The 13,011-nt window shown below is 72.1% G+C and carries 13 protein-coding genes and 1 riboswitch; of the genes, 3 read left to right on the plus strand and 10 right to left on the minus strand.

Annotated features, from left to right (window positions below):
* Window positions 1-103: 103 nt before the first annotated feature.
* Genes ACIBCJ_RS33525 through ACIBCJ_RS33555 form a run of 7 tightly spaced genes read right to left on the minus strand, consistent with a single transcriptional unit; the run spans window position 104 to window position 4,873 of the window.
* Window positions 104-574, minus strand: coding sequence for a PH domain-containing protein (locus tag ACIBCJ_RS33525; protein ID WP_365980532.1), 471 nt, complete (start codon window positions 572-574; stop codon window positions 104-106).
* A gap of 35 nt (window positions 575-609) precedes the next feature.
* Window positions 610-1,467: an ATP phosphoribosyltransferase gene (gene hisG / locus ACIBCJ_RS33530; protein ID WP_362096906.1), complete on the minus strand. Its 858-nt coding sequence runs from the start codon at window positions 1,465-1,467 to the stop codon at window positions 610-612.
* 48 nt (window positions 1,468-1,515) lie between these two features.
* On the minus strand, window positions 1,516-1,788 hold the full coding sequence (locus tag ACIBCJ_RS33535) for a phosphoribosyl-ATP diphosphatase (RefSeq protein WP_030380826.1): 273 nt from the start codon (window positions 1,786-1,788) through the stop codon (window positions 1,516-1,518).
* 33 nt (window positions 1,789-1,821) lie between these two features.
* Window positions 1,822-2,307, minus strand: a complete 486-nt coding sequence (gene ribH / locus ACIBCJ_RS33540; protein WP_133888166.1) for a 6,7-dimethyl-8-ribityllumazine synthase — start codon at window positions 2,305-2,307, stop codon at window positions 1,822-1,824.
* Window positions 2,308-2,343: 36 nt separating this feature from the next.
* Entirely contained in the window at window positions 2,344-3,633 is a 1,290-nt protein-coding gene (locus ACIBCJ_RS33545) for a bifunctional 3,4-dihydroxy-2-butanone-4-phosphate synthase/GTP cyclohydrolase II (protein ID WP_362096910.1), read from the minus strand.
* Window positions 3,630-4,274: a nicotinamide mononucleotide transporter family protein gene (locus ACIBCJ_RS33550; protein WP_365980533.1), complete on the minus strand. Its 645-nt coding sequence runs from the start codon at window positions 4,272-4,274 to the stop codon at window positions 3,630-3,632. Before ACIBCJ_RS33550 ends, ACIBCJ_RS33545 begins: the two co-directional genes overlap by 4 nt.
* Window positions 4,271-4,873, minus strand: coding sequence for a riboflavin synthase (locus ACIBCJ_RS33555; protein ID WP_362096915.1), 603 nt, complete (start codon window positions 4,871-4,873; stop codon window positions 4,271-4,273). Before ACIBCJ_RS33555 ends, ACIBCJ_RS33550 begins: the two co-directional genes overlap by 4 nt.
* Window positions 4,874-5,028: 155 nt before the next feature.
* Window positions 5,029-5,159: riboswitch (FMN riboswitch) on the minus strand.
* Between the two features lie 216 nt (window positions 5,160-5,375).
* Here ACIBCJ_RS33555 and ACIBCJ_RS33560 point away from each other — a divergent pair.
* Window positions 5,376-7,745: a chitinase C-terminal domain-containing protein gene (locus ACIBCJ_RS33560; RefSeq protein ID WP_365980534.1), complete on the plus strand. Its 2,370-nt coding sequence runs from the start codon at window positions 5,376-5,378 to the stop codon at window positions 7,743-7,745.
* A 448-nt stretch (window positions 7,746-8,193) separates the two neighbouring features.
* Here the strand turns inward: ACIBCJ_RS33560 and ACIBCJ_RS33565 are convergent, their stop codons facing one another.
* Both ACIBCJ_RS33565 and ACIBCJ_RS33570 read right to left on the minus strand, forming a co-directional pair.
* Entirely contained in the window at window positions 8,194-8,337 is a 144-nt protein-coding gene (locus ACIBCJ_RS33565; protein WP_365980535.1) for a hypothetical protein, read from the minus strand.
* A gap of 40 nt (window positions 8,338-8,377) precedes the next feature.
* Window positions 8,378-9,577, minus strand: a complete 1,200-nt coding sequence (locus ACIBCJ_RS33570) for an ROK family transcriptional regulator (protein ID WP_362096920.1) — start codon at window positions 9,575-9,577, stop codon at window positions 8,378-8,380.
* A gap of 130 nt (window positions 9,578-9,707) precedes the next feature.
* On the opposite strand from ACIBCJ_RS33570, the gene ACIBCJ_RS33575 reads away from it, so the two are divergent.
* Window positions 9,708-10,919, plus strand: a complete 1,212-nt coding sequence (locus ACIBCJ_RS33575; RefSeq protein WP_365980536.1) for an MFS transporter — start codon at window positions 9,708-9,710, stop codon at window positions 10,917-10,919.
* Here the strand turns inward: ACIBCJ_RS33575 and ACIBCJ_RS33580 are convergent.
* Window positions 10,879-11,337: a thioesterase family protein gene (locus ACIBCJ_RS33580; protein WP_365980537.1), complete on the minus strand. Its 459-nt coding sequence runs from the start codon at window positions 11,335-11,337 to the stop codon at window positions 10,879-10,881. The genes ACIBCJ_RS33575 and ACIBCJ_RS33580 overlap by 41 nt on opposite strands.
* A gap of 184 nt (window positions 11,338-11,521) precedes the next feature.
* Between ACIBCJ_RS33580 and ACIBCJ_RS33585 the strand changes: the two genes are divergently transcribed.
* Window positions 11,522-12,943, plus strand: coding sequence for a solute carrier family 23 protein (locus tag ACIBCJ_RS33585; RefSeq protein WP_365980538.1), 1,422 nt, complete (start codon window positions 11,522-11,524; stop codon window positions 12,941-12,943).
* Window positions 12,944-13,011: the final 68 nt, after the last annotated feature.

The raw sequence follows: 13,011 nt of genomic DNA on the forward strand, positions 1-13,011 counted from the left end.
CCCCGCGCACCGGGCGGAGCGACGGGGCGAGGACGCGACGGCCGCGTCCTCGTTCCAGATTAATCAGGAAAAGGGTGCCCGCGGCAGGGTCGGCGCTGCCGCGTCAGTCACGCGGGGCCTCGGGGCGGGCACCGGAACGGGCCTCCACGAGGTCGCGCAGGGCACGTGCGTCGGCGAGGGCGCGCTGCTTGGCGATGCCCGGCTGGATGCCGAGCGCGGGCAGGCTGGTGCCGTCGCTGAGGTCGAGGAAGACCCAGGGGTCGCCCTGGCGGAGGTTGACCCGGAGGATCTCCGGCCAGTCGAGGTGACGCCTGGCGGTCAGGTTGACCACCGTGACGCCCGACTCGTCGGCGACGACGCGGGGCCGGGCCAGCAGGAGCAGGACGCCGGCCAGGACGAGGGCGGTCAGCACGAAGCTGAGCCGCTCCCCGGGTCCGAGGCCGCGCAGCAGCATCCCGAGCGCCGTGACGGTCACGAGGGTGACGGCCGCGAGGACGGTCAGGACGGCACGGGTGCGGCCCGGACGGAAGGTGACGGGCAGGGCCGGCAGGTCGTCCGGCGTGGTGTCGGGCATGGTGGGGCTCCGGTCGTGCTCCGGTCCGGCGGGCGTCAGAGCCGGCAGGCGTGGATGGCCGTGGTCAGGATGGCCCGGGCGCCGATCTCGTACAGGTCGTCCATGATCCGCTGCGCCTCCTTGGCGGGGACCATCGCGCGGACGGCGACCCAGCCCTCGTTGTGCAGCGGGGACACGGTCGGGGACTCCAGGCCGGGGGTGAGCGCGACGGCCTTCTCCAGCTGCTCCACCCGGCAGTCGTAGTCCATCATCACGTAGGTGCGGGCCACCAGGACGCCCTGGAGGCGACGCAGGAACTGCTGGACCTTCGGCTCGGTGGTCTCGTCGGGCTCCGCGTCCGAGCGGCGGATCACGATGGCCTCGGACTGCATGATGGGCTCGCCGAAGACCTCCAGGCCCGCGTTGCGCAGGGAGGTGCCGGTCTCGACGACGTCCGCGATGACCTCGGCGACGCCCAGCTCGATGGCGGTCTCGACGGCGCCGTCCAGGTGGACGACGGAGGCGTCCACGCCCCGGTCGGCCAGGTGGGCGGCGACGATGCCCTCGTAGGACGTGGCGACGGTGCGGCCCTTGAGGTCGTCGATGCCGTCCGCGGTGCCGGGCTTGCCGGCGAAGCGGAAGGTGGAGCGGGCGAAGCCGAGCGGGAGGATCTCCTCGGCGCGGGCGCCGGAGTCGACCAGCAGGTCGCGACCGGTGATGCCGATGTCGAGCTTGCCGGAGGAGACGTAGATCGCGATGTCACGGGGGCGGAGGTAGAAGAACTCGACCTCGTTGACCGGGTCGACGATGCGCAGTTCCTTGGACTCGCGGCGCTGCTGGTAGCCGGCCTCATGCAGCATCTCCCCCGCGGGGCCTGACAGGGAACCCTTGTTGGGGACGGCGATGCGCAGCATGAGGTCGGCTTCCTTTGCGTAAGAGGTGGGGAAAGGGGGTGCGGTGACTTACAGGTGGGCGTAGACGTCGTCCAGGGAGATGCCGCGGGCGACCATCATGACCTGGACGTGGTACAGCAGCTGGGAGATCTCCTCGGCGGCGGCGTCCTTGCCCTCGTGCTCGGCGGCCATCCAGACCTCCGCGGCCTCCTCGACGACCTTCTTGCCGATGGCGTGGACGCCCTTGTCGACCAGCTCGGCGGTGCGGGAGGTGGCGGGGTCGCCGTGGGCTGCCTTGTGCTGGAGCTCGGTGAACAGCTCCTCGAACGTCTTCTTGGACATGATGGCCCCCACCTTACGCGTGTGCCGGACGGCCTAGCGCCACGGTTCGGATACTGAGCGGAGCGTGGCCGCCGTGGCGACGGCCGCGGTCACCGCCTCGTGCCCCTTGTCCTCGCGGGAGCCCTCGATGCCGGCCCGGTCCAGGGCCTGCTCCTCGGTGTCGCAGGTGAGGACGCCGAAGCCGACGGGGACGCCGGTCTCGACGGAGACCTGGACGAGGCCCTGGGTCACGCCCTGGCACACGTAGTCGAAGTGGGGGGTGCCGCCGCGGATGACGACGCCGAGGGCGACGATCGCGTCGTAGCCGCGGCCCGCGAGGACCTTGGCGACCACCGGGAGCTCGAAGCTGCCGGGGACCCTGAGCAGGGTCGGCTCGTCGATCCCCAGCTCGTGCAGGGCGCGCAGGGCGCCGTCCACCAGTCCGTCCATCACCTTGTCGTGCCACAGTGACGCGATCACGGCGACCCTGAGGTCCCCGACGTTGCGTACGGACAGTTCCGGTGCACCCTTGCCGCTCACGTGTCTCCTCGTATCGCTTTGCTTACTGCTTACTGCTTACTGGTTGCCGCAGGTGGACACGGGGGTCGTGTCCAGCCAGGGCAGGTCGTGCCCCATCCGGTCCCGCTTGGTGCGCAGGTAGCGGAGGTTGTGCTCGCCGGCCTGGACGGGCATGGGCTCGCGGCCGGTGACCTCGATGCCGTGCCGTTCGAGGGCCTCGCTCTTGTCCGGGTTGTTCGTCATCAGGCGGACGGAGCGCACCCCGAGGTCCGCGAGGACCTGGGCACCCGCGCCGTAGTCGCGGGCGTCGGCGGGCAGGCCGAGTTCCAGGTTGGCGTCGAGGGTGTCGCGGCCGCGCTCCTGGAGTTCGTAGGCGCGCAGCTTGGACATCAGGCCGATGCCGCGTCCCTCGTGGCCGCGCAGGTAGACGACCACGCCCCGGCCCTCGGCCTGGATGCGGTCCAGGGAGGCGTCGAGCTGGGGGCCGCAGTCGCAGCGCTGGGAGCCGAAGACGTCGCCGGTGAGGCACTCGGAGTGGACGCGGACCAGGATGTCCCGTCCGTCGCCGAGGTCGCCGTGCACGAGGGCGATGTGCTCGACGCCGTCGACGGTGGAGCGGTAGCCGTACGCCGTGAACTCGCCGTGCCGGGTGGGCAGGTGGACCTCGGCCTCGCGGCGGACGGTGGGCTCCTCGCTGCGCCGGTAGGCGATGAGGTCCTCGATGGAGATGATCGTCAGGCCGTGCTTGCGGGCGAACGGGATCAGCTCGGGCAGCCGCAGCATGCGCCCGTCCTCGCCGGCGATCTCGACGATGGCACCGGCCGGACGCAGTCCGGCGAGGCGGGCGAGGTCGACGGCGGCCTCGGTGTGGCCGTTGCGGACGAGCACGCCGCCGGGGCGGGCGCGCAGCGGGAAGATGTGGCCGGGCCGGACCAGGTCGGTGGGCTCGGCGGTGCCGCCCGCGAGGAGCCGGAGGGTGGTGGCGCGGTCGGAGGCGGAGATGCCGGTGCTGACGCCGTGCGCGGCGGTGGCGTCCACGGAGACGGTGAAGGCGGTCTTCATCGACTCGGTGTTGTCGTCGACCATCTGCGGAAGCCGGAGCCGGTCCAGTTCCGCGCCCTCCATGGGGGCGCAGATCAGTCCGCGGCACTCGCTCATCATGAAGGCGACGATCTCCTCGGTCGCCTTCTCGGCGGCGATGACGAGGTCCCCCTCGTTCTCGCGGTTCTCGTCGTCGACGACCACGACCGGACGGCCGGCCGCGATGTCGGCGACGGCGCGCTCGACGGGGTCGAGGACCAGGTCCTCGGGGCCGTCGGGGCTGTAGAGGATGGGTGCCGTGCTCATGCGGGCGCTCCTTCCGGGAGGGGGCGGGCCGCGTTGCGCGAGCGCAGCCACCAGTCGCGCAGGCCCCACAGGACGAGCGCGCCGTAGAGGACGTAGACGAAGCCGGAGAAGGCGAAGCCGTTGGCGAAGTTCAGCGGGACGCCGACGAGGTCGACCAGCAGCCAGGCGAACCAGAACTCGACCATGCCGCGGGCCTGGGCGTACATGGCGACGACGGTGCCGACGAAGATGTACGCGTCCGGCCAGGGGTCCCAGGAGAGGGTGGGGTAGGCGGTGAACAGGGCGCCGACCGTGAGGGTGCCGACGGCGGCGGCGGCGACCAGCGCGCCGCGTTCGCGCCAGGTGGCGAACCGTACGGCGACGGAGCCGTCCTGTGTCCGCCGCCGGCCGCGGTTCCACTGCCAGAAGCCCCAGGCGGCGACGACCATGACGACGATCTGCTTGCCGGCGCTGCCGGAGAGGTGGGCGGTGGCGAAGGCCGCGAAGAGGACGAGCCCGGAGACGAACTGCACGGGCCAGGTCCAGATCGAGCGCCGCCAGCCGAGCGCGAGGCCGAGCAGGCCGATCACGTTGCCGATCATGTCCGACCACTTGATGTGCTGGTCGAAGAGCGTGAACGCCTCGGAGTTGAGCCAGTTCACCGGGTGCCCCCCTGCGTGCCGAGCAGCCGCTCGACGTACTTGGCGATGATGTCGACCTCGAGGTTGACCGGGTCGCCGCTCTGCTTGATGCCGAGCGTGGTCAGGGCGAGGGTGGTGGGAATGAGGCTGACGGTGAAGAAGTCCGGGCCCGCGTCGACGACGGTGAGGCTGATGCCGTCGACGGTGATGGAGCCCTTCTCCACGACGTAGCGGGCGAGGCCGGCGGGCAGGGAGATCTTCACGATCTCCCAGTGCTCGGAGGGCTTGCGCTCCAGGATCTCACCGGTGCCGTCGACGTGTCCCTGCACGATGTGGCCGCCGAGCCGGGCGCCGACGGCGGTGGGGCGCTCCAGGTTGACGCGGGAGCCGACGGCGAGGACGCCGAGGCTGGAGCGGTTCAGGGTCTCGGCCATCACGTCGGCGGTGAACTCGTCGCCCTCGTGGTCGACGACCGTGAGGCAGACGCCGTTGACGGCGATGGAGTCCCCGTGCCGGGCCCCTTCGGTGACCGCGGGGCCTCGCAGGCGGAAGCGACAGGCGTCGTCGAGGGTCTCGACGGCGGTGATCTCGCCCAGCTCTTCGACGATTCCGGTGAACACTTCCCGGGTCCTCCTGCCTCTTCGGGCACGGACTCCGGGGCTGTCGACGAACGACAGAAGGGACGAGCGGGAACACCGGGAGCGACGACGCCGGACGGGGCCCGCCCGTGACGGACGCGCCCCAGAGATCGGCGGCGCGCACGTGTGCTCGCCCGCCGCGCACTGCCTCCCATCCGGACTTTAACCGTCGGTCCAGGAATTTCACCTGGTCAACCGGCCGCTGGAGGCGACCGGGTCGCGGACTGTAACCGCCGGTTCGGACTTTCACCGACCCCGGAGTGCGCTGCTTCTGGTACAGGGCCAGTGTGCCACGACTGATCCCCTCCCATACGGACAGTGCGTGTGGGGTGGCTCACAGGACGTCCGGATCCCGGCGGTCGGGGCGCGCCACGGCGGCCCAACCGAGCGGACACGCCGACGTCTTGAGATTGGTCCATACCTATTGACTCACTGGTCTAGTCCTCTCTAGGGTCTGCGCAACTTCCGTGGAGAGGAACCGACTGTGCCTTCCCCGTCACGCTCCAGATCCCGCCACAGAGCGGGTCCGGCCCTGTTCGCGGCGGTCGCCGCCGTGGCCGGCCTGCTGCTCGCCGGTCTCCCGGCCACCGCGTCGCAAGCCGCCGACCAGGAGTCCTGTCGACCCGACGGGCTCTACCGGACCCCCGGCACGGACGTCCCCTACTGCTCGGTCTACGACTCGGCGGGCCGGGAGAAGATGGGCGCCGATCATCCGCGCCGGGTGATCGGCTACTTCACCGGCTGGCGCACGGGCAAGGACGGCAAGCCGGCCTACCTCGCCTCGGACATCCCGTGGGACAAGATCACCCACATCAACTACGCCTTCGCGCACGTCGACGGCGGCAACCGGCTCTCCGTGGGCTCGGACGGCGAGCGGAACGCGGCGACCGGCATGACCTGGCCCGGCGTCGCGGGCGCCGAGATGGACCCGTCCCTCCCCTACAAGGGTCACTTCAACCTGCTCAACAAGTTCAAGAAGCAGCACCCGGACGTCAAGACGATGATCTCGGTGGGCGGCTGGGCCGAGACGGGCGGCTACTTCGCGGACGACGGCTCACGCGTGGACTCGGGCGGCTTCTACTCGATGGCCACCAAGGCCGACGGCTCGGTCAACCAGACCGGCATCGACACCTTCGCGGACTCGGCGGTCGACTTCGTCCGCAAGTACGGCTTCAACGGCGTCGACATCGACTACGAGTATCCGACCACGATGAAGGACGCGGGCAACCCGCTCGACTGGTCCTTCGCGAACGGCCGCCGGGCCGGACTGGTCAAGGGCTACGCGGCGCTGATGAAGACGCTGCGCGAGAAGCTCGACCGCGCGGGCGCCGCCGACGGCAGGCACTACCTCCTCTCCGTGGCCGCGCCGTCCTCCGGGTACCTGCTGCGCGGCATGGAGACCTTCCAGGTCCAGAAGTACCTGGACTACGTCAACATCATGTCGTACGACCTGCACGGCGCCTGGAACGAGTACGTCGGCCCGAACGCGTCGCTCTTCGACGACGGCAAGGACGCCGAGCTGGCCGCCGCGGGCGTCTACGGCAGCGCCCAGTACGGCGGCGTCGGCTACCTCAACACCGACTGGGCCTACCACTACTTCCGCGGCTCCATGCCGGCCGGCCGCATCAACATCGGCCTGCCGTACTACACCCGCGGCCACAAGAACGTCCAGGGCGGAACCGACGGGCTGTGGGGCAAGGCGTCCGCCTCCTCCTGTCCGGCGGGCTCCGGCCTGGCCAAGTGCGGTGACGGCGCCGTCGGCATCGACAACCTCTGGCACGACCTCGACACCGGCGGCAAGGAGTCCCCGGCGGGCTCCAACCCGATGTGGCACGCCAAGAACCTGGAGAAGGGCATCGTCGGCGACTACGTCACCGACTACGGCTTCCCGGCGGACACGAAGCTGACGGGCACGTACGCCCGCAAGTACGACGCGACGCTGGTCGCGCCCTGGCTGTGGAACGCCGAGAAGAAGGTGTTCCTCTCCACGGAGGACGAGCAGTCGGTCGGGGCCAAGGCCGACTACGTGGTGGACCGCGGCATCGGCGGCGCGATGATCTGGGAACTGGCCGGCGACTACGGCTGGAACGCCGCCAAGGGCCAGTACGAGGCGGGCGACACCCTCACCTCGCTGATGTACGACACGTTCAGGTCGGCCGCGCCGTACGGTGCGCGCAAGTCCGGCGCGGACCTGCCGGCGGAGGCCGTGGACGTGGGCGTGGAGTTCACGGACTTCAAGCTGGGCGACTCCAACTACCCGATCACGCCCAAGCTGCGGATCAAGAACAACACCGGGACCGCGCTGCCGGGCGGCACGGAGTTCCAGTTCGACTACGGGACCTCGGCCCCGGGGAACGCCTCCGACCAGTCCGGTTTCGGCACCAAGGTGATCAGCAGCGGCCACACGGGCGGCAACGTGGGCGGTCTGAAGGGCGACTTCCACCGGGTGTCGCTGAAGCTTCCGGCCTGGCAGTCGCTGGCACCGGGCGCGACCGTCGACCTGGCATTCAACTACTACCTGCCGGTGTCGACCCCGTCGAACTGGACGGTGACGATCGGCGGCAAGCCGTACGCCCTGGCCGGCGACCTCGCCCGGGGCACGACCGTGGTGACACCGGGGACGCAGACGCCGACCCCGACGCCCACGGGCACCGGGTCGCCGGAGCCGAGTCCCAGTCCGACGGGCGGCACCGGGCAGTGCGCCGCCCCGGCCTGGGACGCGGCCGCCTCGTACGGCGGTGGCAGCACCGTGTCCCACCAGGGGCACACGTGGAAGTCCAAGTGGTGGACGCAGGGCGAGAAGCCCGGGACCACCGGTGAATGGGGTGTCTGGCAGGACCTCGGCGCCTGCTGACCCCACCCGAACGGGCCCGGCGGCGGTGACGAAGGCCCTTGCCCGCCGCCGGGTCTCCCCACATCCGCCCGCCCGGCCGTCGTCGCACGCCACGGGTGCCGGACGGTCCGCCGGGCGGGTGCCTGACCTGGGCGGCCCCGGGGTGCGCGGCTTCGCTCAGCCGGCCCGCGCCTGTCCGAGCGCGACGGAACACCGGCGGGTCGTGGTCGACGTGCCGCTCGCGGGCGAGGCGTACCCCGCGTTCCGTGCGGGCGGGCACCCCGCGCCCGGGCACCCGTGCCCCTGGATGTCGCACCTGCCGCCCGGCAACGAGCGTCTGCCCCGGGACTTGGCGGCGCGTCCCTCGCGCTCGCCGTGATGCTGTGCGCGGCGGCGGCGACGATGGAGCGCCGCCTGGTGCTGACGGCGCCGGCCGCCCACCTCGTATCCTCCGCCTTCCGCCTCCTCTTCACTGCCCGGCACCGGAGCCGCCGTCGGCGAGCGCCGCGGACTTCCGGGCCCTGCCGGGAGCGGCGACGGTGCCGCTCCCGGCGGTGCTGGTGTGCCCGGCGGCGGACGGCGCGGCGTTCCGGGAGCGGGGTCCCGCGGGCACCGGCCGGCCTCCCGCGTGAGCCCTCTCCCGGCTCGGCGGGCTATCGCTCCGGCGCGCCGAAGAGGTCGTCCTGGGCGCGGTCCCGGGCCGTGAGCAGGGCGCCGCGCAGGACCGCGCCGCCGCCCAGGGTGCTCGGCCGTACCTCCGTGGCCAGCGGGGACATCCGGGTGAGGCGACGCTGGACGCGGTCGGCGAGGGCGTCGGCGCCGGCCCGGCCGACCTCGCCCGCGAGGACCAGGCAGCCCGGGTCCAGGACGGAGACGACGGCGGCGGCGCCGAGGACGACGCGGTCGGCGAGCGCGTCGAGAAAGCGCTCGGCGGCCGGGTCCGCCCCGGCGGACGAGCGCCGCACCGCCTCGCGGACCAGCCCGGCGGCGTGCGGCTCGGCACCGGTGGGCCGTGCCGTCACCCCGTGCTCCGCGGCGAGCGCGGTCACCGCCGCCGCGCCCGCCACGGAGTGGAAGCCGCCGTCGCAGTCGGTCGCGGAGGGCAGGCCCGCGGTACCCGGCACCGGCATGAAGCCGATCTCGCCCGCGCCTCCGGAGACCCCCCGGCGCAGGGTGCCGTCCAGGACGACGGCGGCGCCGATGCCGAGACCGAGCCACAGCAGGACGAAGGTGTCCCGGTCCCGGGCGGCTCCGTCACGCTGCTCGGCGAGGGCGGCGAGGTTGGTCTCGTTCTCCACGCCCACGCGCGCCTCGGGGAACTTCTCCTGGAGCGCGGTCATCAGGCGCCGGTGCCACTCGGGCAGGCCCATGGAGTCGCGGAGTTCACCGCCGGCCGGGTCGATCAGGCCGGGGGCACCGATGCCGACGGTGTGCAGCCGGTCGGCGCCCGCCTCCTTCGCCGCCCGCTCGACCAGGCTCACCGCCTGCTCCACGGCGGGACCGGTGCCGGTGTGGTCGTCGATCGGTCCGGACGCCTCGGCCAGCACCCGGCCGAGCAGGTCGGAGACGAGCACGGCGACCCCTTCGGTGCGCACGTCGAGGGCGGCGAGGTAGGCGCGCTCGGCGACGATGCCGTACAGCTTGGCGTTGGGCCCGCGGCGCTGCTCGCCGGACTCCCCCGCCACCTCGATCAGCCCGGAGACGGTGAGGCGTTCGACGAGGTCGGCGACGGTGGGCCGGGACAGGCCGGTCAGCTGCTTCAACTGGCCTGCCGTCAACGGGCCCTCCTGCTGGAGCAGATGGAGGGCGAGCCGGTCGTTGATGGCCCGGGCGGTGCTCGGGGATGCGGGCATGCCGGGATCCTTCCAGATCGGTGGCGTGGAGGCGCACGCCGGTAATCCACTATCTATCAGGCAGGCTCCCTGATAGTTTACGCCCCGCGCTGCCACACCGCGGCGCGCCGGAGACACGGAGGGGTGGACCATGAGCACAGGGCTGTACGGACGAGGCGAGGTGAAGCGCGCCCGGTACGCGGTGGCGGCCGTGTTCGCCGTGCACGGCGCCGTCACCGGCTCCTTCGCGACCCGGGTGCCGTGGATCCAGGACCACGCCGGGGTGAGTGCGGGCCAGTTGGGACTGGCACTGGCCTTCCCGGCGCTCGGCGCCTCCCTCGCCATGCCGCTGGCCGGGAGCGTCAGCCACCGCTTCGGCGCCCGGACCGCCCTGCGCGGCCTGCTGGCCCTGTGGACGCTGGCGCTGGTGCTGCCCTCCCTCGCGCCGAACCTGCTCACCCTGTGCCTCGCGCTGTTCGTCTACGGCGCCTCGGCGGGCATGTCGGACGTGGCCATGAACGCGCTCGGGGTCGAGATCGAGAACCGGCTCGACAAGTCGATCATGTCCGGACTGCACGGCATGTGGAGCACCGGAGCACTGATCGGTTCGGCGGCCGGTACGCTCGCGGCCCATCTGGGCGCGGACGCCCGGACGCACCACCTTCTGGCGGCCGCGGTGCTGACCGTGACGGGCCTGGTCGCCTGCGCCTGGGTCCTGGACCTCCAGCCCGCCGAGGACGAGGACCCGCCGCCGCGCTTCGCGCTGCCGCCCAGGTCGGCGCTGCTCATCGGCGCGGTCGGCTTCTGCGCGGTGTTCGCGGAGGGTGCCAGCCTGGACTGGTCGGCGGTCTACCTGCGCGACGAGCTGGAGACCTCGGCCGGTCTCGCGGCGGCGTGCACGACGGGCTTCACGCTCACGATGGCGGTGGCCCGGCTCGTCGGTGACAAGGTGGTGGACCGGTTCGGCGCGGTGCGGACCGTCCGGGTGAGCGGTGTGCTGGCCACCCTGGGCGGGCTGCTCGTCGTGGTCGGCGGCCACCCGGCGGTGGCGATGACCGGCTTCGCGCTGATGGGTCTCGGCATCGCCGTGGTCGTGCCGCTGTGCTTCGCCGCGGCGGGCCGGGCGGGCTCCAACCCGAGCCTGGCCATCGCGGGCGTCGCCACCATCACGTACACCTCGGGACTGGTCGCGCCGAGCGCGATCGGCGGCCTGGCCCAGGCGACCAGCCTGGTGGTGTCGTTCGGTCTGGTGACCGTGCTGGCCTGCTGCCTGGTGGCGTTCGCGCGGGTGCTGCGGTCCGGGGACCGCAACCGGCCGACGATCAGTCCGTCGGCCGCAGAAGTGCCCGGCCGGCAGTCCTGAACGTCTCGCTCCACGGCGCCGGGCGCAGCGTCCCGGAGTCCAGCCGGACCAGCACCCGGGTGCCGTGGGCGTAGGTGGTGGCGCCGTCCGCCGAGCAGAACCGGAAGCCGTAGGTCAGGCCGGTGGTGCCCAGCCGGTCCAGCCACAGGTGGACGGCGTACCCGCCGGGCCTCGTGACCGGCGCCTCGTAGCTGATCGTCAGTTCCCTGACCGCGTTGCAGGCGTCGCCGGCCGCCGCCCAGTCGCCCTCGAAGCGGACGCCGTGCCCGGCCCACAGCTCGGTCCAGGCGCGCTCGACCATGACGGGGTAGCGCGCGTTGTGCAGCAGCCCGAGCGCGTCGAGGTCGTCGAAGTGGACGGTGACGGGGACGAGCCGCCCGTAGGACAGGGCGGGGGCGGTGGGGGCTTCGGCGGTCACGGGCGGGACTCCTGGCGGTGCTCGGCGATGCTCACGTACAGCGGTTCTCCCTCATCCTAAGCGGACGCTCACCAGGAACCCGGGGGAAGGTGCTGGTCAGCGGGGGGCGCGGGACGTGAGCACGCCGGGTACCCCTGACAATGGTCCGGACAGACCTCACGTACAGAGAAAGCGAAACCTCACCATGGACCTCGGCGTGCGCTGGAAGCTGCACGGGGACGGAAAGGTACCCGCCCCCGGAGCGGTGGTCCGCCCCGACGAACGGCTCTCGTGGCCCCGCACGGCCGGGCTCGGCGCCCAGCACGTGGTGGCCATGTTCGGGGCGTCCTTCGTGGCCCCGGTCCTGATGGGCCTCGACCCCAACCTCGCGATCATGATGTCGGGCGTGGCGACCGTCATCTTCCTGCTCGCCACCCGCGGCCGGGTGCCCAGCTACCTGGGCTGCTCGCTCTCCTTCGTCGGTGTCGCCGCCGTGATCCGGGCGCAGGGCGGCACCAGCGCCACGGTGACCGGCGCGGTCCTGGTGGTCGGGGTCGCGCTGTTCCTGGTGGGGCTCGCCGTGCAGCGGTTCGGGGCGCGGATCATCCACGCCGCCATGCCGCCGGTCGTCACCGGCGCGGTGGTGATGCTGATCGGCTTCAACCTGGCCCCGGTCACCGCGTCCACCTACTGGCCCCAGGACCAGTGGACGGCGCTGCTGGTGATGCTGTTCACCGGTCTGGCCGTGGTGTGCCTGCGCGGCTTCTGGTCCCGGATCGCGATCTTCCTGGGGCTGGTCTTCGGGTACGTCCTGTCCTGGGCGCTCGACCGGATCTTCGGGAAGATCCACTCGGTGGACGGCAGCGGCAAGCTCACCGACCACTGGCGGCTGGACTTCTCCGCCGTGGGGCAGGCCGACTGGATCGGGCTGCCGGCCTTCCACGGGCCGAGCTTCGAGTGGTCGGCGATCCTGGTCGCCCTGCCGGTCGTCATCGCCCTGATCGCGGAGAACGCCGGGCACGTCAAGGCGGTCGGCGAGATGACCGGCGACAACCTCGACGACCGGCTCGGCACGGCCATCTCCGCCGACGGCATCGGCTCCGTGCTCTCCACCGCGGTCGGCGGCCCGCCCAACACCACCTACTCCGAGAACATCGGCGTGATGGCCGCCACCCGGGTCTACTCGACGGCCGCCTACTGGGCCGCGGCGGGCTTCGCCCTGCTGTTCGGCCTCTGCCCCAAGTTCGGCGCGGTCGTGGCCGCGATCCCGGGCGGCGTGCTCGGCGGCATCACCGTCATCCTCTACGGCATGATCGGGCTGCTCGGCGCGCAGATCTGGATCAACGCCAAGGTGGACATGCGCAACCCGCTGAACCTGGTCCCGGCCGCCGCGGGCATCATCATCGGCGTCGGCAACGTCAGCATGGAGTTCACCGACACCTTCTCGCTCAGCGGCATCGCGCTCGGCACCCTGGTCGTCATCACCGGCTACCACGCGCTGCGCGCCTTCGCCCCGGCCCACCTCAAGACGCAGCAGCCGCTGCTCGACGAGGGCACGTCGTCGTACGACGTGAAGAACGGGAGCGACGACGGTGACGACGGCGGGGCTCGACGCGCCGGGTCGTAGGCGTACGAGGGGTGAACGCGGTCGGTGCCCTCCCCCCGCGCGGCGGGCGCGTTCCCCCGTTCCGGGGA

The organism is Streptomyces sp. NPDC051136 (assembly GCF_044455745.1).
In the GTDB taxonomy this organism is placed as follows: domain Bacteria; phylum Actinomycetota; class Actinomycetes; order Streptomycetales; family Streptomycetaceae; genus Streptomyces.